18 protein-coding genes and 1 other annotated feature are annotated in these 19,107 nt (G+C 39.1%); of the genes, 12 read left to right on the forward strand and 6 right to left on the reverse strand.

Going from position 1 to position 19,107, the window contains the following annotated elements:
- From AC1F25_RS11980 to AC1F25_RS11995, 4 genes are all read left to right on the forward strand, one after another.
- The gene (locus tag AC1F25_RS11980; RefSeq protein ID WP_002310709.1) at positions 1-312 is read left to right on the forward strand and encodes a hypothetical protein; all 312 of its coding nucleotides are present in this window, start codon (positions 1-3) and stop codon (positions 310-312) included.
- 18 nt (positions 313-330) lie between these two features.
- Positions 331-594, forward strand: coding sequence for a hypothetical protein (locus AC1F25_RS11985; RefSeq protein WP_002312757.1), 264 nt, complete (start codon positions 331-333; stop codon positions 592-594).
- A gap of 300 nt (positions 595-894) precedes the next feature.
- Entirely contained in the window at positions 895-1,017 is a 123-nt protein-coding gene (locus AC1F25_RS11990; RefSeq protein WP_002320700.1) for a hypothetical protein, read from the forward strand.
- A 34-nt stretch (positions 1,018-1,051) separates the two neighbouring features.
- Positions 1,052-1,711 (forward strand): Crp/Fnr family transcriptional regulator, encoded by a 660-nt coding sequence (locus AC1F25_RS11995; RefSeq protein WP_002310712.1) that lies wholly within the window; start codon positions 1,052-1,054, stop codon positions 1,709-1,711.
- A gap of 79 nt (positions 1,712-1,790) precedes the next feature.
- On the opposite strand, the gene AC1F25_RS12000 is transcribed toward AC1F25_RS11995, so the two are convergent.
- Together AC1F25_RS12000 and AC1F25_RS12005 are read right to left on the reverse strand one after the other, a co-directional pair.
- Positions 1,791-3,401, reverse strand: a complete 1,611-nt coding sequence (locus tag AC1F25_RS12000) for an ABC transporter permease (RefSeq protein WP_002310714.1) — start codon at positions 3,399-3,401, stop codon at positions 1,791-1,793.
- 12 nt (positions 3,402-3,413) lie between these two features.
- Positions 3,414-4,295: an ABC transporter ATP-binding protein gene (locus AC1F25_RS12005; protein WP_479994137.1), complete on the reverse strand. Its 882-nt coding sequence runs from the start codon at positions 4,293-4,295 to the stop codon at positions 3,414-3,416.
- A gap of 253 nt (positions 4,296-4,548) precedes the next feature.
- On the opposite strand from AC1F25_RS12005, the gene AC1F25_RS12010 reads away from it, so the two are divergent.
- Positions 4,549-5,148 (forward strand): TetR/AcrR family transcriptional regulator, encoded by a 600-nt coding sequence (locus tag AC1F25_RS12010; RefSeq protein ID WP_002292597.1) that lies wholly within the window; start codon positions 4,549-4,551, stop codon positions 5,146-5,148.
- Between the two features lie 69 nt (positions 5,149-5,217).
- Here AC1F25_RS12010 and AC1F25_RS12015 read toward each other — a convergent pair whose 3' ends face one another.
- Positions 5,218-6,519, reverse strand: a complete 1,302-nt coding sequence (locus AC1F25_RS12015; RefSeq protein ID WP_479994138.1) for a polysaccharide deacetylase family protein — start codon at positions 6,517-6,519, stop codon at positions 5,218-5,220.
- 261 nt (positions 6,520-6,780) lie between these two features.
- Positions 6,781-6,986 (forward strand) — a binding site (T-box leader).
- 105 nt (positions 6,987-7,091) lie between these two features.
- On the opposite strand from AC1F25_RS12015, the gene tyrS reads away from it, so the two are divergent.
- The 7 genes from tyrS to AC1F25_RS12050 all read left to right on the forward strand — a co-directional run bounded on the left by tyrS (position 7,092) and on the right by AC1F25_RS12050 (position 15,764).
- Complete coding sequence (tyrS, locus tag AC1F25_RS12020) at positions 7,092-8,348, forward strand: tyrosine--tRNA ligase (RefSeq protein WP_002310719.1); 1,257 nt, start codon at positions 7,092-7,094, stop codon at positions 8,346-8,348.
- Positions 8,349-8,639: 291 nt separating this feature from the next.
- A complete protein-coding gene (gene tdc / locus AC1F25_RS12025) occupies positions 8,640-10,517 on the forward strand; it encodes a tyrosine decarboxylase (RefSeq protein WP_087064078.1) in 1,878 nt (625 codons plus the stop codon).
- A 242-nt stretch (positions 10,518-10,759) separates the two neighbouring features.
- Positions 10,760-12,181 carry a tyrosine-tyramine antiporter gene (gene tyrP / locus AC1F25_RS12030; RefSeq protein ID WP_002286392.1) on the forward strand — a complete coding sequence of 474 codons (1,422 nt, stop codon included), beginning with the start codon at positions 10,760-10,762 and terminating at the stop codon, positions 12,179-12,181.
- Positions 12,182-12,289: 108 nt separating this feature from the next.
- Positions 12,290-13,657, forward strand: a complete 1,368-nt coding sequence (nhaC, locus tag AC1F25_RS12035) for a Na+/H+ antiporter NhaC (RefSeq protein WP_002310724.1) — start codon at positions 12,290-12,292, stop codon at positions 13,655-13,657.
- A gap of 242 nt (positions 13,658-13,899) precedes the next feature.
- Entirely contained in the window at positions 13,900-14,496 is a 597-nt protein-coding gene (locus AC1F25_RS12040; RefSeq protein ID WP_479994139.1) for a hypothetical protein, read from the forward strand.
- A gap of 37 nt (positions 14,497-14,533) precedes the next feature.
- Positions 14,534-15,130, forward strand: coding sequence for a hypothetical protein (locus AC1F25_RS12045; RefSeq protein ID WP_479994140.1), 597 nt, complete (start codon positions 14,534-14,536; stop codon positions 15,128-15,130).
- A 37-nt stretch (positions 15,131-15,167) separates the two neighbouring features.
- Complete coding sequence (locus tag AC1F25_RS12050; protein WP_479994141.1) at positions 15,168-15,764, forward strand: hypothetical protein; 597 nt, start codon at positions 15,168-15,170, stop codon at positions 15,762-15,764.
- Here the strand turns inward: AC1F25_RS12050 and AC1F25_RS12055 are convergent.
- From AC1F25_RS12055 to AC1F25_RS12065, 3 genes are all read right to left on the reverse strand, one after another.
- Positions 15,702-17,279 (reverse strand): RNase A-like domain-containing protein, encoded by a 1,578-nt coding sequence (locus AC1F25_RS12055; protein ID WP_479994142.1) that lies wholly within the window; start codon positions 17,277-17,279, stop codon positions 15,702-15,704. The two genes, AC1F25_RS12050 and AC1F25_RS12055, sit on opposite strands and share 63 nt — an antisense overlap.
- A gap of 54 nt (positions 17,280-17,333) precedes the next feature.
- Positions 17,334-17,747 carry a hypothetical protein gene (locus tag AC1F25_RS12060; RefSeq protein WP_479994143.1) on the reverse strand — a complete coding sequence of 138 codons (414 nt, stop codon included), beginning with the start codon at positions 17,745-17,747 and terminating at the stop codon, positions 17,334-17,336.
- 314 nt (positions 17,748-18,061) lie between these two features.
- Entirely contained in the window at positions 18,062-19,087 is a 1,026-nt protein-coding gene (locus tag AC1F25_RS12065) for a LacI family DNA-binding transcriptional regulator (RefSeq protein WP_002312769.1), read from the reverse strand.
- Positions 19,088-19,107 lie beyond the last annotated feature (20 nt).

Consider the following 19,107-nt stretch of genomic DNA (forward strand, 5'->3'; position numbering starts at 1 on the left):
ATGGAAAAAGAAAACCAGATTCATGAAACATACCGAAAAGAACGACTGCAGCTAGAAAATCAGGAAGATCAGCTCAGACAGATGCAAAAGAACATGCAGCAGCTGGCAGAAACGACTTATTCCAATATACGTTTTTCGGTGTGTTCCTTTGAATGCCCGAAGGATTCTTTGTATTTTGCACAAAAAGAACTCAGACGTTTAGAAGAGAGGTTCTCTCATGAATTGATGCAGAAACGAAAAAAAATCTATGATCAGCAAGATGAAGTCGAACGCCGTTATCGTGCTGATCTGCAACGATTAAACAAAAAGTAACAAGAAAGGAGATAATAAGTGATCATTCTAGAGGAAAAAATTTGGGAAGATTACCAGAAAGAGATACAAAAAATCTCAGCAAGAGCTTTAGGGATTGCGATGACTCAAGACAAAGTCACGAAATGCAAAAAGGCGAAACAAGCCGCAGAGGTGGAAGCAAGTACGGCAAAAAAAGCGGTATCCTCTGCAACGACTGGATTGGAAAAAGCAGTAAAGGGTCGTTTCGGCAAACAAGTAACAGCGGCATTTAGTAAAAAAAGCCGAATGTTAGTAAGTTTTTGAACACTGTGAATCTCGGAGGTTGTGAACTTGCCGTTTAACCCTGAGTCACAAGGAACAATTTAAAAAACAGCTTCTCATGTTTGATGAATATCGTGACTTGTATCCGAGAAGTTGGCAGGAGAACACCATTTATTCAAAAAATAGGAGTTGCGACAAGGCGTTTGTCACAGCTCCTATTTGACATAAGAGGCAATTTTCAATTTTACTTATAGATAGTATCAAAAAATGATTTTAAGGCATAAAACACTCACCGCCATTATTACCGAGAGTCTGATCCTAGTGGCCGAGGTGGCAAACGGTATGCTTTTCCATGAAATGAGTATTCTGATCGTGGTCATAAACGGCATGTGTCTGCTTACTTATCGCACAAAAAGAAAAATCTTGATACAACAATTACCCAAGTTAAACGAACAAGTAGAATAACAAACAAGGAAGAAATCCAAAGGAGGAATCTGCTATGAGACATGAAGGATTGTGTGTTTCACTCGTTCCATTATTCAATCATCTCGAGATAGAAGATCAGCAAAAAATCCACTCGTTAGTGACACACAGAAAAGTGGAAAAAGGAGAACAGCTTCTTGCGCCGAATAGAGAGTCTCAATTAGTAATCGTGGCTTCCGGTAGTATGAAAGTGTATCAATTATCTGCTAGCGGAAAGGAACAGCTTTTACGAGTAGTAGAGCCGGGCGGATATGAGGGAGAGAGCCAGTTGTTAGGCGTTCCAAATGAATCTTTATTTGGCGAAGCACTAGAAAAAACGGAAATTTGCGTATTGAGACAAAAAGATTTCTCGGAACTTTTACTGCATTATCCCGCCCTTAGTCTGAAACTTTTAGCAATCAACGCTGAGAAATTAACAAAAGTACAGCAGCAGACAACTTTTTTGATGATGGAAAAAGTAGAAGAACGAGTCGCTGTCTATCTGCTTGACTTAGCTAAAGCGACAGGGAAGGATCACTTTTTCCTGCCAATGAAAATGAAAGAACTTGCTGCATTTATCGGTACGACCCCCGAAACTTTATCTAGAAAATTTAAATTATTAGAGGAGAATGGTTATGTAAAAAGAGAGAATCGGGAAGTCTGGATCATTGATAAAGAACAGTTAGAAGACATGTAAATACAAAAATGACCTCCAAATGTTGGATTTTTGATCCCAATTTGGAGGCTAGCATGAAATTGAACATGCTCTTTTTTTGTTATCCTTCCACTAAATCTCTTCTCCTATAACCGATAGCACCAAGGACGATCAGTGCAAGGCTGATACAGGATAACGTAAGGAATACGGAAAGATCGAAAGAATCGTTTGGCATCCGTGGTACCCAGCTAGGGACCGCTGTTTTGGAGAACCATTCTGGTAAATCCAAAATCCCGCCAAAGTAATTGAGCGCAAAGGAGTAAGCTAAGTAGATATAAGCAAATTTACCCATTCGAGGAAGCCATCCGAATAGAAAGCCACTCATTCCGATAAACACTAAAACAGCAGGCAGAAAGTTGAATCCGGCTTTAAGAAACAGCAATAGATCCATATCTTTCGCATCCTTCATCGATGCCAAAGCAGAAAGTCCTAGCGCACCAGAACTAATCAGAATCGACAATATAGAAAACAGGATCGCTAGTAACAGATTTGTCCAATAAAGTTGGTTCCTAGAAATTTTTGTTGCGAACAGCTGATTCATACGTCCGTGGGTTTCTTCTGTAAATAAACGATTGATGCTAGCAATTGGTAAAATAGCAGCTAGACAAATCAAGACGACCATGATCGTGCTTGTAAAGTTTTTTTCAATTGAGACGCCAGATTGGATAAACATCTGTTTCATTAAGTCGTTACTTTCTAAAAACTGTTGCATATTCCCGTAGATAGAGCCGTATGCCGCCCCCATCAAACCAAAAGTGATAAGCCAACTGATGGTCATTCCTTTATTTAGATAGAATAATAAACCACGCAAGGATAGAAGAGAACGTTTAGCATACGGTTTTCCTTCACGTTCGGGGATATAGCCGGTGTTCAAGTCTCGATGTTCCTCTAAAACAAATGAACTGATTATCAAGATGAGACTGAACAAAAACAAATAAAGCAAAGGAATCCAGTTATTAGTTGTAAATGGATAGGACAAATAAGACCAGCCTAAAGGATTCCACATCGAAAGAGAGGAATCAGCTACATCTGTTATTGCTCTTAGAAGGTAAAGTCCACCTAAAAACGCTAGAGACAGACCATTCGAACTGGCTGCACTTGGCATCAGTTGTGAAGCAAACAGTGCAACGGCACTCCCCAAAATCCCCGTACTACCTACAGATAGCCCAAAAAGCCAAGCACCTTCTGCAGTGATCGAATCTGCTTGAAAAAAAATCATCGTACAGCTGATCGATATTGCTAAAAGCAAATTAATCAGAATACTTTCAGCGATGACAGCTAAAGAGTTTGCTTGACGTCCGACTCGAAAGGAACGAATAAGTTCAATCAGACCAAGCTCCTCTTTTTTTCTCGTTTGGCTCACCACATGCAAAACAGAGATCACAGCAGCAAACAAACTGCAAAAAAGCAACATTTCATTTGCATACATCGCTCCTAAAGTATACTCAGCAGCATTCGAAGCGGGAGTTGGTCCGACCATTGCTATCATTGCCGGGTTTTGCATTGTTTCGTATAATCCAGCTAACCCTTGTCCTGAAGTCAATTCTTCAAACGCAGGGACAAAACCACCAGAAAAAGCAGTGACACCGACTAGCCATATCAAGATCTTTTTCCAGTCACGGCTAAGGTTTTGAGAAAAAAGGGTGGACCAGCGTGAAAATTTATCAGTCATTTCGTTTCCTCCTCATCCTTCATAGTGCCTCATGAATAAATCTTCAAGAGTCGGTGGAATAGATTCAAATTTTTTCACACCTAATTTGGAAGTTTCAGCTAAAATCTCATCGAAAGCTTCGTTGTCAGCAGCAAATTGAGCAAGGTGGCCTTTTTGCACAAAATCATGGACACCGTTCAATTGTGCTAAGTGGCTGTTATCTGCTTCTGTTTCTATAGTAATGGTCGAGCGGGTCAAATGACGCAATTCATCGAGTGTTCCTTCTTCTACGACTGTTCCCTCGCGGATGATCACGACTTTATCTGCCAGCCGTTCGACTTCACTGAGAATATGAGAAGAAAGCAGGATGGATTTGCCCTGTTCTTTCAGTTTTTCAACTTCTTCTTGAAAAATGGTTTCCATCAAGGGATCTAAACCAGAAGTAGGCTCATCAAATAAATAGAGATCCGAATCAACAGCTAAAGCAGTAATCAAGCCCACTTTTTGACGATTTCCTTTTGAATAGTTTTTTGCTTTTTTCTTAGGATCAAGAGAGAAACGTTGAATCAGTTCGTCCTTTTTTTGAGCGTTCCCTTTTCCATGAAGCTTCATGAAGAGATCGATGATCGCTCCTCCAGTCAAATTTCCCCATAAAGAGATGTCACCTGGAACATAAGAAAGACGTTCATGGATAGATAAACTATCTTCCCATACATCTTGACCAAAAATCGTTGCCGTTCCGCCGTCTTTTTTTATAATCCCTAAAAGTGTCCGAATCGTCGTGGATTTTCCAGAACCATTTGGTCCGATAAATCCAACGACTTCACCTGAATGTACGGTGAAAGAGACATCTTTTAAAGCTTCGAAACGACCAAAGCTCTTTTTCAAATGTGTGACTTTGACGATTTCTGCCATAAAAACCCCACTCCTTTTTCTTAAAATATATACTAAAAAAGATTAATCAGTTTAATAAAATGGTTTTATACCTTTTTATAAAACTTTTTTTTATATTTTAGTACATAATATTCTTTTTATAAATTTCTGTCAATGAATTCATAAACAAGGAATTGCTAGCTTGATACTTTCTCAATAGATAGTTATAATAAACCTCAGAATAAATTTGAACTATATATATTATAAAAGTTTAAAATTACGGGAGGCTCTATAAATGAACGGTTTTGAAAAGAGAGCACAAGAGAAAAAGAAAGAGATTTTACAAGCAGCTTTTGACTTGATGAACACAGACATAGGAACCGCTGGAGTGACGATGGATAAGGTTGCTGAGAGCGCTCAGGTAAGTAAAGCGACGATTTTTAAATATTTTGGCAGCAAGGAAGGGCTGATTTATGAAGTATTTTTCACATTTATGAATGATTTAGGGCAAGAAGCGAAAGCGTTGATTGCGGAAAATCTTCCATTTGAAGAAACGCTGATTGCTATGAGTGAAAATAAAATCCGCTATCTCAATCGAGTGAACAAACAATTTTATATCGATTTGATGACATACTATACAAAAAAAGAAAAAAAAGAATTTTCTGACGCGATGGATGCGTATACGCAAGAAAGTTTCAGTATCATGCTTGATCTTTTCCACCGAGGACGTAAAGAAGGAAAAGTGGATTTGAAATATTCGGATGAGTTTTTGATCCTCTATTTTCAAGCAATGGTAGAAGGAATTTCTAAGCCGGAGATATACGCAAAACTGCTTCCATATACAGCAGAATGGACAGAAGTCCTGATCAAAGGTATCGCGCCGAAGAAGAAATAAAGCATAAAAAAAGCCGAAACTGACGATAAAATGTCAGTTCGGCTTTTTTTGTTTATAAATGATGTAAAATCAAGCGGATTCGCGTGCTTCTTTGTCGTAGACCTCATGAACATTGATGAATGCATCAAGAATAGGGTTTTGTCCGTCTAAATCTGATTGGAACCGAATGCCATCAATATTGATTCGAGCATTTCGATAGAAATCCGTACCTAATTGTCCCCAAGCGGGAGTAGAAGCATCTACATTGCAGAAAATATCGAAACCTTGACTCTTCAAGTAAGCAAATTTTTGATTTTCTGCTGAATAAGGCTGCCAGTCGCTAATATCTGCACCAAATGGATAAATCAGGATATTTGTTTTTCCTAGGATAGGTGCAACTTCTTGCTGCCATAATTCATTGTCTTTTTTGACATCCTCTAATGAAGCTTGAGTCATATTCAAGTGTCCCCAGGTATGGGAAGCAAAGCTCCAACCATCTTTCTTCAACTGATCAGCCACTTTTTTAGCTTCTTCGCTCTCTTTTTTTGTTTTTTCGTTATCTCCGTATTGAGACTTGGATGTTCGATAACCTAAAACACCGTTGTAACCTGTCAGGGCCAAGGTGCCTTTTGCGCCTCGATAAGAAAAATCAGGATGTTTCTTGACAAAAGCATCGATCAGAGGAACCATGTCAAAGTCCCCAATTTCTTCCTTATCATTCTCTTTATAAACATTTTTGATTTCATTGTTATTTGATACGACTAATCGGCTAGGAAAACCGGAATTATCCATATATTCATAATAGCTGACATCATCTTGTGAAAGAATTAATGGTTTTTTTCCTTCAGGTAGCGCAAGCCCGTTAAAGGAAAGATTCCCTTGTTCGTCTTTTTGGATCAAATCATTCAAATTGACTAAAACAAAATCATTTTGATAGAGTTGTTCGATTGAACGGTTGAATTCTTCAACAGTTACCATATAGTCTTTATATCCTTGAGCCTGTTGAGAGTGGAAGGCTTTTTGTGGGTCCACGATCAAGCTGTGAAAAAAGACGTGAGAGATCTGAGTAGGATCAGACCAGTCAATTAGTTGTTCTTTCTCCTTTTTCAGTGTTTGAAGAAGCTGCTGTGTTTCCGCAGATCCGTTTTTACTGTTTTTCTCCAATAAAGCAATCGCTTGGTCATAATCATAGCTTTGTGCCAGATTTTTTGCTTGAGTCACTAGCTGTTGCTTATCATCCATTGGCTCTTTTGTCTTTTCTGTTATTTTTTTTTCATGAATAATCGGTTCTTTTTTTGTGTATGCTCGGATGACAAAAAAAAGACTTAAAATTAAAATAACGACAGTTAAAGCAGAAGTGGCTCCTAAAATAATTTTTTGCTTTTTTTCCATATACCTCGTCCCTTACTTTTTCATTTTTTACTCGTCCCGTTGTTCATTGTAACGAAGAAAGAATAAGAGGAAAAGTAAAGTGACTTCTCGATAAATTGCAGAAAAAATACAGAAAAAATAGTTTCTTTTAACAATAGTTGAAAATAAAATGTTCGGGATTAGAGCGGATTCAAAAAAGAAAAAATGAGGAATTTAAAAAAAATATCTTTTTTCTGTTGACAAAGAAAAAGTTGCGCTCTATGATAGACACATATTAATAATAACAAGACGAAGATTGAAACGAAGTAGTTGTTAAAGCCAATGTTTCAGAAAGCTGGTGGTTGCTGCAAACCAGTACATGCTTTAAAGCGAATTACATTTCAGGAGTCTCTGGCAGTGATTGCCACGCGACAGCGTTAAATGTTCGAGAGGTATGTTGGATATCTAGACATACAAATTGGGTGGTACCGCGAGATTTCGTCCCTTGGCTATATGCCAAGGGACTTTTTTTATTTTCCATCCCGAAGAAATACTCAATGACGCATGCTAGCAGGTTCCTGCTTTCATAAAAAAACTACACGGAGGTCAGTAAAATGAATATTATTGATGAATTAACTTGGCGCGACGCCATTAATCAGCAAACAAACGAAGAAAGACTTCGCGAGCTCGTTGAAGAAAAGAGCATTTCACTTTATTGCGGCGTTGATCCAACTGGTGATTCGATGCATATCGGACATTTGATCCCATTTATGATGATGAAAAGATTCCAATTGGCAGGCCATCATCCATATATTCTGATTGGCGGCGGAACAGGAACAATCGGCGACCCAAGCGGCCGTAAAACAGAACGTGTGTTGCAAACGATGGAACAAGTACAACATAACGTGGATGCACTTTCCAATCAAATGAGAAAATTGTTTGGTAAAGACGCAAATATCACATTTGTGAACAACTACGACTGGTTATCAAAAATCTCTTTACTTGAATTTTTGAGAGACTACGGTAAAAACTTCAACATCAACACGATGTTAGCAAAAGATATCGTTGCCAGCCGTTTGGAAGTAGGGATCTCATTCACAGAATTCACTTACCAAATCCTGCAATCCATCGACTTTTTACATCTGCATAAAACATACGATGTACAACTACAAATCGGTGGAGCAGACCAATGGGGAAATATCACAGCTGGTTTAGACCTGATCCGAAAATTAGAAGGACCAGAAGCAGAAGCGTTCGGTTTAACGATTCCATTGATGTTGAAAGCGGACGGAACGAAATTCGGAAAAACCGCAGGCGGTGCCATTTGGCTTGATCCTAAGAAAACTTCACCATTTGAATTCTACCAATTCTGGTTGAATCAAGATGATCGTGATGTAGTGAAATACTTGAAATTCTTTACGTTCTTATCTCAAGAAGAAATTGAAGAATTAGCGAAAAAAGTAGAGACAGAACCTGAGAAACGTGAAGCACAACGCCGTTTGGCAGAAGAAGTTACAAGATTTGTGCATAGTGAAGAAGACTTGAAAGAAGCGCAAAAAATAACGCAAGCATTGTTCTCTGGAAATATTAAAGAACTAAATGCGGAAGAAATCGCGCAAGGATTCGGTAAAATGCCGAACGTTGAAATTTCAAGCACACCTGAAAATATCGTGGAGCTACTTGTTTCCACAAAAATTGAACCATCTAAACGTCAGGCACGGGAAGATGTTTCAAACGGAGCTATAAGTATTAACGGTGACCGCGTTACCGATTTAAATTTTGTCATAAATCCATCCGATGAATTCGATGGTAAGTTTGTGGTTATTCGAAAAGGTAAGAAAAATTACTTTTTGGCCAAAGTAATTGATTAGAATTTAGTAAGTTTTTGCCTTGAAAAAGGGGAATACTATTACAACATTCCAATTTTGAAACCCATCCTAAAATAGAACGCTGGTTGTCGTTAATACAATCTTTGCGAGGGAGTTTACTTTTGTAAATTCCCTCGTTTTTTTTAATTATTTCAAAAGTGCGAACAATTCGAATAATTGATACATATTAAAATACGATTAAAAAACGGTCGAAAGCTTAGTTTACAGAATAGGAGAACAGGTGTAATGTAGGGCTCGACAAAATTTAAATATTTTTTTTAGGAGGGTTTCACTATGAGTGAATCATTGTCGAAAGATCTAAACCTAAATGCCCTATTCATTGGGGACAAAGCTGAGAACGGCCAAATCTATAAAGCTTTGTTGAATGAATTGGTGGACGAACATTTAGGCTGGCGTCAAAACTACATGCCTCAAGACATGCCTATCATTACGCCAGAAGAAAAAAGCAGTGCTAGTTTTGAACACACTGTGAATAAAACAAAAGATGTTCTATCAGAAATTTCAGCGCGGATGCGTACCCATTCCGTTCCTTGGCATAATGCCGGACGCTACTGGGGTCATATGAACTCTGAAACATTGATGCCATCTTTACTAGCGTACAATTTTGCTATGCTATGGAATGGTAATAACGTTGCTTACGAATCTTCTCCTGCAACAAGCCAAATGGAAGAAGAAGTAGGCATGGAATTTGCAAAATTAATGAGCTATAAAGATGGCTGGGGACACATCGTTGCTGATGGTTCTTTAGCAAACTTAGAAGGACTTTGGTATGCCCGCAACATCAAATCATTGCCACTTGCTATGAAAGAAGTGACACCTGAACTAGTTGCTGGAAAAAGCGATTGGGAATTGATGAACTTGTCAACAGAAGAAATCATGAACTTGTTAGACAGTGTTCCAGAAAAAATCGACGAAATCAAAGCTCACTCAGCACGTAGCGGAAAACATTTAGACAAATTAGGAAAATGGTTGGTTCCACAAACAAAACACTATTCATGGCTAAAAGCTGCCGACATCATCGGTATCGGTTTAGACCAAGTAATTCCAGTGCCAGTTGACCATAACTACCGCATGGACATCAACGAACTTGAAAAAATCGTTCGTGGTCTAGCAGCTGAAAAAACACCCATCTTAGGTGTAGTCGGTGTTGTAGGATCAACAGAAGAAGGAGCAATCGACGGTATCGATAAAATCGTTGCATTGCGTCGCGTATTAGAAAAAGACGGTATTTACTTCTACTTGCATGTAGATGCTGCTTATGGCGGATACGGTCGTGCGATTTTCTTAGACGAAGACAACAACTTCATTCCATTCGAAGATTTAAAAGATGTTCATTACAAATACAACGTCTTTACAGAAAACAAAGATTATATCTTAGAAGAAGTACACAGTGCATATAAAGCAATCGAAGAAGCAGAATCTGTAACGATCGACCCACATAAAATGGGCTATGTTCCATATTCTGCCGGTGGTATCGTCATCAAAGATATCCGCATGAGAGACGTTATCTCTTACTTCGCAACATATGTATTTGAAAAAGGTGCAGATATCCCAGCATTACTTGGAGCGTATATCTTGGAAGGTTCAAAAGCAGGGGCAACAGCAGCCAGCGTTTGGGCAGCACACCATGTCTTACCTTTGAATGTCACAGGATACGGTAAATTGATGGGTGCATCAATCGAAGGGGCACACCGTTTCTACAACTTCTTGAATGACTTGTCATTCAAAGTAGGTGACAAAGAAATCGAAGTTCATCCATTAACTTATCCAGATTTCAACATGGTAGACTACGTATTCAAAGAAAAAGGCAACGACGATTTAGTTGCGATGAATAAATTGAACCATGACGTATATGATTATTCTTCATACGTGAAAGGAAGCATTTACGGTAATGAATTCTTAACTTCACATACTGACTTTGCTATCCCAGACTATGGCAACAGCCCATTGCAATTCGTGAACCAACTAGGATTCTCAGATGAAGAATGGAACCGTGCCGGAAAAGTAACTGTATTGCGTGCCAGCGTAATGACACCATACATGAACAAAGAAGAACACTTTGAAGAATATGCTGAAAAAATCAAAGCAGCTCTTCAAGAAAAATTGGAAAAAATCTACGCAGACCAATTATTGGCAAGCGAAGCAAAATAAGCAAGGTAATCATGTTAGAAAACAGCTTGAATGCTAACTGTTTCTGACGCATGTTTGGATCTGAAGAGCAAGGGGTGACCTAAGCTCTTCGATCCCTTTGTTTTGAGGTTGTCTTTGAAGAACTCCTTCAAGCAATAGACTCAAAGAATCCCCTCAAATATTCGCTGAATTGTTTCGTTTATTGCTGAAACTACTTCAAAGACACCGTTATTTTATCCAAAAAATCAAGGAGAGTGTCAACGGTGAGTAAATCTGAAGTAAGTAAAATGGGTCTTGGGACCTTTATCGGTCTGACAATGGCACTGTGTGCAACGGTTCGGAGTATTCCTACGTTAGCCGCAGTCGGTTGGACATTGATTTTTTATTCAATTTTTGCAGTTTTGTTTTTTGCCGGTCCGATATCAATGGTTTCCGGTGAACTTTCAACGATGCTTCCTCAAGAAGGCGGTCCTCAGTTATGGGTAAAAACAGCACTGGGCAGCAAATGGGGATTTGTCGTTGCATGGCTATTATGGGTGCAAATGTTCCCAGGTATGGTAATGGTCGCTTCTACTTTAGGACCATTGTTAGGAAACACATTTGGTAATGTAGAACTTGGCAATAATCATTGGTTCGTTTTAGGTTGTATTTTAGTTATTTACTGGATCATCACGATCTTGAACTTGAAATTCGATATGGCAAAAGTCGGCGGGAACATCGGTGTATGGCTAGGGGTATATATCCCAGTAGTCATCATGTTCGTTTTAGGTGTTTTGGCAGCCTTCAAAGTCGGACTAGTCTCAAACGGCTATCTAGGTGACTTTTCATGGTCAAAAGCTTTCCCTGACTTGGAACATATTGATTCATTGAAATACTTAGCTGGTATCACATTTATTTTTGTTGGGATCGAAATGAGTTCTGTTTACATGCCTCGTTTGAAAGACGCAACAAAAAATTATACAAAAGGCGTATTTATCGCTTTGATCGGATTAGTTTTATTGAATGTCATCAATGCGATGCTTGTTGCCAATGTCGTACCAGATGGAAAAATGGAATTAGCAAATATCACGCAGCCAATCTTGATTGATTGCCAAATCCTAGGCTTACCAGAAGTGATCGGAAATATCTTCAGCTTCATGGTATTTATTGGTGTGCTTTTACAATTATCAGCTTGGGTTACTGGACCATCAAAAACAATCATCCAAGTAGCTCGTGAAGGATTCCTTCCACCAAAATTCGGATTCCATAAAGAAAACAAATACGGCGTATCTAGAAATGTCGTTCTAACACAATCAATCGTTATTTCATTATTTGCTTTGCTTTATGGTGTAATGGATGACGTAAGTGCTGTATTCTTGACACTTACAAATGCTACAACTGTTATTTATTGTATCGTGTACATTTTGATTGCTGTTTCATTGCTTAAAATGCGTAAGAAACATCCAGAATTCGAACGCCCTTACCGAATTGGTAAAAACGGAAACGGCTTAGCTTGGGTAGTCAGCTGCATGCTGATCTTCTCTATCATCGTTGTCGTATTTGCTACATTAGGTACAGCGACATTGAGTGATGCATTGTTAGTAGCAGCTATCACAGTGGTCATGTTCGTTATTCCATTGATCATCAATCACTTCAAGAAAGATTCTTGGGGGATTGAGGTAGAAAAAAGTTTAGAAGAAAAATAAAAAAATAAGTCTTTCAGCCGACGATCTGTCGCTGATTTAGTAGGAGGTCCTGCCAAGTGAATAGTTTTTTCATGGCAGGGCCTTTTCATTTGAAATAGGAGATCGACGATGAATAAAAATATTTCTTTAAAAGAAAGTATCGCTGTATTGATCGTGTTGTTGGCACTCCTAGGAGTACTGATCATCGGATTCCAACTCTCGCCACATATCCCGATCCTTGCAGCTTTCATGTGCTTGTTGTTTTATGGCAGATTTAAAAAGTTCTCATGGGATGAGATCCATGACGGGATCGTCAAAGGAATCACTCCGGGGATCATCCCAATCCTGATTTTTCTTTTGATTGGCGTCTTGGTTGCCTCTTGGATTCTATCTGGAACCATCCCTACGATCATGGTTTATGGTTTCAAACTTGTCTCTGTACGTTTCTTTTTGCCGACAGCATTTCTTGTTTGTGCAATTGTCGGAGTGACAGTCGGCAGTTCATTTACAACGATTTCGACGATTGGGATTGCTTTTTTGGGAATCGGACATTTGCTTGGATTCAACGATGCAATGACTACAGGTGCGGTCGTTTCTGGTGCATTTTTAGGGAATAACTGCTCGCCTTTATCGGATACGACGAACTTGGCAGCTGGTATCGGTGGAGTCAATCTATTCGAACATATCGCTGGTATGCGTTATACGGATTTTCCGGCATTCGTCCTTTCGTTGCTTTTTTATACGATATTAGGACAGAACAGTCATTCAGCCGACCTAGCCAGTATCAATGAAATGATCCAAAATATGAAAGCAAGCTTTTGGATCTCTCCTTGGACATTGATTCCGTTAGTTATTTTATTTGGCGGGGCAATCAAAAAAATTCCAGCTATCCCTACATTATTAGCAGGATCGACAGCCGCCCTCGTTCTTTCCTTTATCCATGAGAAAAGTTTGACAATTGGAAAAGCAGCAGACATCTTGATGAATGGTTATGTCGCGCATACACCTGATCCTAAGCTAGATGAACTGCTTTCTCGAGGCGGTATCATGAGTATGTTGGGCTCAGCCAGTTTGATTTTACTGGCATTGGCATTAGGTGGTTTATTGATCAAATATTTGATTGTTGAGACCATCGTGCAAGAATTAAAAGAAAAGATGGATCGACCTTCTCGTTTAGTCGGGTTTACTGCCTTGAGTTGTATCGGAGTCAATCTGATCGTTGGAGAGCAGTACTTGTCCATCATTCTTCCAGGAGAAACATTCAAACGCTCCTTTGATGAGGTTGGCTTATCAAAAAACTATTTGACACGGACGCTAGCAGATTCAGGAGCAACCGTCAATTCTCTTGTACCGTGGGGAGTTAGCGGCACATTCATTATGGGGACGATGAAAGTTAGCGCGTTGCATTACTTGCCATTCGCTTTTTTCTCGATCCTTGCTCCTGTCTTTACAATAATAGGCGGTTTTTTATTGAATCGCCGACATGTGAAAAATTGAAGAAAAGATCAAAAGGTTGTGACTATTTTTGTCACAGCCTTTTTTGCGAAACTAGCGATTTATACGATTGAAAACTATCTTTTCTTCAAAAAGAAATAATAGGAATAGAAGCTTTGATAGTTGCGATAAAATAAAAATGGATAGATAAAATTCGAGAGAAACATGTATTGACGTAGCAGATGAAAGGGGTAGATTTGTTAGTGTATCAGGAGTGCCGTTAGAAGAACAAAAGGAGAGAAAAGATGGAATTATTAGAAAAAGAAAGTATTGATTTTTATTTGGAGCGTGCTTGGACTGTGTTACGGTATGCTTTTTTCAAGGAAGAAGAATATGACGGGCTAAATAGTCATCAGGAGGCAGTTTTAGAATTTCTCAATTACTCAAGCAGATTGTGTGCTGGTTGGTCATGGCGAATCAAAGAAGGGCTTATAGTTTCTAAAAAAATATATGCACAGAAACTTTACGAATTCAGAGAAGAAAAAATCAACTATACGGATATCCAATTTTTTGACAAGATGAAAGAGTACCCTATTTATGTAAATAAAGAAATGATGAAGGCGAAAAGAATCACGCCTGGATCATTCTGGGCTGAGGATAGTATCTATCGGACTTCTTTTCTTGATGCGCCTCAAGGAGCGGCAGGAACGGAAGAAGAATTTAACCAGTTGAATGATCGTCTTTTCCCAGATAAAGATCATCTGCATATTTACCTTTGGAACAATGGATTTACGAATTATTATAATAATGGTCGTTATTGGAATGGTGCTTATGTGTGGTCAGTGTATGACGAAAAAAGAAAGCGATTTACTGTTTTCGATGCTATATTGGTATTGGATTGAATTATTCCATATAGTGAACTGGAAAAGGAGAGAAAAGATGGAATTATTAGAAAAAGAAAGTATTGATTTTTATTTGGAGCGTGCTTGGACTGTGTTACGGTATGCTTTTTTCAAGGAAGAAGAGTATGACGGACTAAATAGTCATCAGGAGGCAGTTTTAGAATTTCTCAATTACTCAAGCAGATTGTGTGCTGGGTGGTCATGGCGAATCAAAGAAGGGCTTATAGTTTCTAAAAAAATATATGCACAAAAACTTTACGAATTCAGAGAAGAAAAAATCAACTATACGGATATCCGATTTTTTGACAAGATGAAAGAGTACCCTATTTATGTAAATAAAGAAATGATGAAGGCAAAAAGAATCACGCCTGGATCATTCTGGGCTGAGGATAGTATCTATCGGGCTTCTTTTCTTGAAGCAACTCAAGGAGCAGAGGGAACGGAGGAAGAATTTAACCAGTTGAATGATCGTCTTTTCCCAGATAAAGATCATCTGCATATTTACCTTTGGAACAATGGATTTACGAATTATTATAATGAAGGTCGTTATTGGGATGGTGCTTATGTGTGGTCAGTGTGTGACGAAAAGAGAAAGCGATTCACTGTTTTTGATGCTATATTGGTATTGGATTGAATTATTCCATATAGTGAACTGGAAAAGGAGAGAAAAGATGGAACTATTAGAAAAAGAAAGTATTGATTTTTATTTGGAGCGTGCTTGGACTGTGTTACGGTATGCTTTTTTCAAGGAAGAAGAGTATGACGGACTAAATAGTCATCAGGAGGCAGTTTTAGAATTTCTCAATTACTCAAATAGATTGCGTACTGCCAGGTTATGGCGGAGCAAAGAAGGGCTTATAGTTTCTAAAAAAATATATGCACAAAAACTTTACGAATTCAGAGAAGAAAAAATCAACTATACGGATATCCGATTTTTTGACAAGATGAAAGAGTATCCTATTTATGTGAATAAAGAAATGATGAAGGCGGAAAGGATCACACCTGAATCATTCTGGGCAGAAGATAGTATTTATCGGACTTCTTTTCTTGATGCGCCTCAAGGAGCAGAGGGAACGGAAGAAGAATTTAACCAGTTGAATGATCGTCTTTTCCCAGATAAAGATCATCTGCATATTTACCTTTGGAATAATGAATTTACGAATTATTATAATAATGGTCGTTATTGGGATGGTGCTTATGTGTGGTCAGTGTATGACGAAAAGAGAAAGCGATTCACTGTTTTTGATGCTATATTGATATTGGATTGAAGAAAGAGGAGCCGCCCTTGGCGGCTCCTCTTTTACGGTTCTTCGTAAGTCAGGATAAGCAGTTAGGATATAATACTTTCGTTTTTTCCATACGATGTTGGGCATTCTTTGGATGACCACTTTGGCGTAATAGATTGAATCATATTGAACATATTTCTCATAAGGCGTTTTGTAAAATCCCCATCCTAATGTCTTTCCAAGAGCGATCGATTTATACGATCGATAGATTACACGATTACCATCTTGTAAAGAACAATCACCTAAAGGTAATTTGATCGTACCCTCTAAGTATTTTTTATTGGCAGTATAGATCGCGCAGTTGATAAATATCAAAGCTTGTTCCGTAGTATGGAAGGCAGCGGAATAGGTTATGTCCTCCAATCGGGCTTGTAGGGCATCCGCAGTTTGTCCCACATGTCGTTCCATCGTATGCCCTTTCCCACCGTCTGCATACCATTCGTCATAGTACAAATCAAGAGGGGAATACCATTCGAATTCATCGTCATCATCGTCATCATCGTCATCCCCTTTGAAGTTTTTGATTGCTTCAAGGACGCGGGCAAGACTCAACGCATTCCATGCAGCGCCCATTGCGCCTTCGACTAATGTTTTACCTGTACCATCTTCTACGATGTCTCCAGTTTCTTCATCTAATACACCTCTTCGCCCATCGATCGTGATCGAATCATCTATTGGGATGGCTGCTTCACTGTAAGCAAAATCGATCGCTCCCCACTGGTATTCTGGAACGGCTACGCGAGTGTCAGCGTACACGAACTTTCCTGTTGCATCAAGGACAACCGTTTGTCCGTATAAGGTAGCGATTATACCAGAAGGATCGAAGCTCAATCCGTTTTCAGTCGGTGCCAAGACTTCCGCTAAGTTCTTTTGTATATCGGCAGTGCGTGTATGATAGGCTTGCGCCATTTGCTGAGCCGTCTGGACAGCGACTTCTCTTGAGGGTGTTTCGATCACCCCAAATTCAAAAGTGGTGTTTTGCTGGATGTATTCCAGAAAGTCTTCTTGAGTCGCGATCTGGCTCATCAAGACAGACATCGGGACACTTAATTCGACTTCATGGACAAAGGAACCGTGACTACCCCGATGGCCATAATTATGACCGGAGATCGTTAGTAATGTTGTATCACTGCCGACTCGAGTTTCCATGACACGAACCATTTCCAGTAAGAAGAATTGATCTTCGATGAACATTCGATCAGCTACCGAGGCATCACGTCCGATTACGCCAGTCCGAGCCGTTTCAGTAGAAAGAGAACCATAAGAGATCAGTTTACGAAAAGCCGGATGGTCATTGATCGAAAAGCGATAAGCACCATGATCCGTTGTTCCTGTCAAATATTCCCGCATCAATGCATGACTGGTCACGTCTTGCGCGTATCTTTTTTGCAGACCTTGCGAGAAATTATAGGTACTAGTAGTAGAATCAATTCCCGAAGTGGCAAAAGCGGCCAATTCTTGTTGCAGGGCAGGATTATTGGAAGATAATTCATACAAGCTCGCATTCGTTTTGAGTAAGTCTGCAGTGGCGACGCCTAAGGAGGAACCTAATTAGTAAAAACTATAACCAAGTCCTGCTCCTAGGATAGCAGAAACTACTGCAGCAGAAGCAGGGAGGGAAACCAATGCAGAACTTAATGTAGCACCAACAGCAGAAAAAGGAGAGAGAAAAGAGGAGAAACTGACGCCACCGGTTAAAGGAACCAATGCTGCATTGTGCGGATCTGGTTCTTGGGTAGTGACAGGGATACGAGAGATAGACGGGAGTTCAGGAACAACTTCGGTCGTCGCATGTTGTTCTGCTTTAATCGTATACGTTTCTTGGGCGTGCGTTTGGACAGGCGTGGCAGCAAATGGCAGAAGTGTCAACACAACAAAAAACAAATGAGTGAGTTTTTTCATGTTTTCTCCTTTCAAGAACACGTGCGGCTGATCGACAAGGGGGTCTTTTGCACCTCCGTTCATTCGTATTCGCTTACACATTTAATTATTCTTGAAAAAAAAAAGAATACAAGGCGTAATAGAAAAAATCAATTTAAAAAAATGTTTTTTATATTATTGGTGTTTCCTTCGTGTATTCTCATGGAAGATAGTAGTTATGTCAAATAATCGTTTGTTTTGGATGCATAATCGTTCGCATAACTGATAAAGAAAAAGAAGGGATAGATTTATTTATTTTAATATTGATGTTATTTAATGTTTTCTTTTCAAACTTATAGAAATAACATATTTTATGTAAAAAACTGACCATAGGATAAATGGTCAGCAAATTCAGTGATTTAACTAAGTTTCGTGCTTTCTAAAGGAACAACTGTCTCTCTTTTGATCAAGCGATGAGGGATGACCAAGCGTACGCCGCTACTTAATTCTTCATGGATTAGTTCACGCAGTTTTTGCATAGCGACACGTCCTAATTCGGAGATATCAATATCGATGCTTGTAAGGTAAGGATGTGTCAATGTTGAGAAGATCGAGTTGTTGAAGCTAATGACGGAAAGTGTCTCTGGAATGACATAACCATACATTTGTGCCAACTGCATCGTGCGAAGGGCGAAGATATCGTCAATGACTACCAATGCTGTGGCTTCGTTTTCTTTCAACGTTTTCTCAAAGGTCAGATAATCTTCTGTATGTTCCAGTACTACACTGGAAAACGCAGGAAAATCAGCCATCATCATCGCTTTTTGATAACCGAAATATCGTTCGAAATACAAACTCTCATGAGTCGTATTCGTCACGAATAGGATATTCTTATGTCCGTTCTGAATCAAAAATTCTGTTGCTTGTTTGCCTAGAAGTTGGTTGTCATTATCTACATAAACGATTTCGTTTTCGTGATGATAAGGCTGTCCGATCAAAGTGAAAGGGATATGGTTTTGGTATAAATAATCAATGACAGGGTCTTGACTATCTGAATACACTAGAATAAAACCATCTACTTGTTTTTGTAGATGCATACGCTGGACGTTCTCTAACAGTAAATCAAAATTTTTAGCAGTAGCAATCGCTGTCGTCATATCATAATTCCGCGCTTCTTCGTTGATTGCTTCCATGATCTCAAGATAAAAGGGATTCCCGATCCGCTCTTTTGAATCAAGAGGGGGTAAGATCACGCCGATGGCACTGGAAATGCGTTTTCCTAGATTGCGGGCAGTCATGTTAGGAACATAACCTAGTTCATCCATGATTTTTCGGACTTTCTTCTTTGTTGCTTCGGAAATACTAGGATGATCATTGATAACACGAGAGACGGTCGAGGTAGCAACACCGGCTTTTTTCGCCACATCTTTTACGGTAATAGCCATGATAAAAACACCTTTCTCTT

The organism is Enterococcus sp. M-BR2, assembly GCF_056612775.1.

Excerpts from the sequence above, each read along its gene's own strand:
- AC1F25_RS11980 (WP_002310709.1), top strand. The coding sequence starts at position 1 with ATGGAAAAAGAAAACCAGATTCATGAAACATACCGAAAAGAACGACTG.
- AC1F25_RS11990 (WP_002320700.1), top strand. The coding sequence starts at position 895 with ATGCTTTTCCATGAAATGAGTATTCTGATCGTGGTCATAAACGGCATG.
- AC1F25_RS11995 (WP_002310712.1), top strand. The coding sequence starts at position 1,052 with ATGAGACATGAAGGATTGTGTGTTTCACTCGTTCCATTATTCAATCAT.
- AC1F25_RS12000 (WP_002310714.1), bottom strand. The coding sequence starts at position 3,401 with ATGACTGATAAATTTTCACGCTGGTCCACCCTTTTTTCTCAAAACCTT.
- AC1F25_RS12005 (WP_479994137.1), bottom strand. The coding sequence starts at position 4,295 with ATGGCAGAAATCGTCAAAGTCACACATTTGAAAAAGAGCTTTGGTCGT.
- AC1F25_RS12010 (WP_002292597.1), top strand. The coding sequence starts at position 4,549 with ATGAACGGTTTTGAAAAGAGAGCACAAGAGAAAAAGAAAGAGATTTTA.
- AC1F25_RS12015 (WP_479994138.1), bottom strand. The coding sequence starts at position 6,519 with ATGGAAAAAAAGCAAAAAATTATTTTAGGAGCCACTTCTGCTTTAACT.
- tyrS (WP_002310719.1), top strand. The coding sequence starts at position 7,092 with ATGAATATTATTGATGAATTAACTTGGCGCGACGCCATTAATCAGCAA.
- tdc (WP_087064078.1), top strand. The coding sequence starts at position 8,640 with ATGAGTGAATCATTGTCGAAAGATCTAAACCTAAATGCCCTATTCATT.
- nhaC (WP_002310724.1), top strand. The coding sequence starts at position 12,290 with ATGAATAAAAATATTTCTTTAAAAGAAAGTATCGCTGTATTGATCGTG.
- AC1F25_RS12040 (WP_479994139.1), top strand. The coding sequence starts at position 13,900 with ATGGAATTATTAGAAAAAGAAAGTATTGATTTTTATTTGGAGCGTGCT.
- AC1F25_RS12045 (WP_479994140.1), top strand. The coding sequence starts at position 14,534 with ATGGAATTATTAGAAAAAGAAAGTATTGATTTTTATTTGGAGCGTGCT.
- AC1F25_RS12050 (WP_479994141.1), top strand. The coding sequence starts at position 15,168 with ATGGAACTATTAGAAAAAGAAAGTATTGATTTTTATTTGGAGCGTGCT.
- AC1F25_RS12060 (WP_479994143.1), bottom strand. The coding sequence starts at position 17,747 with ATGAACGGAGGTGCAAAAGACCCCCTTGTCGATCAGCCGCACGTGTTC.
- AC1F25_RS12065 (WP_002312769.1), bottom strand. The coding sequence starts at position 19,087 with ATGGCTATTACCGTAAAAGATGTGGCGAAAAAAGCCGGTGTTGCTACC.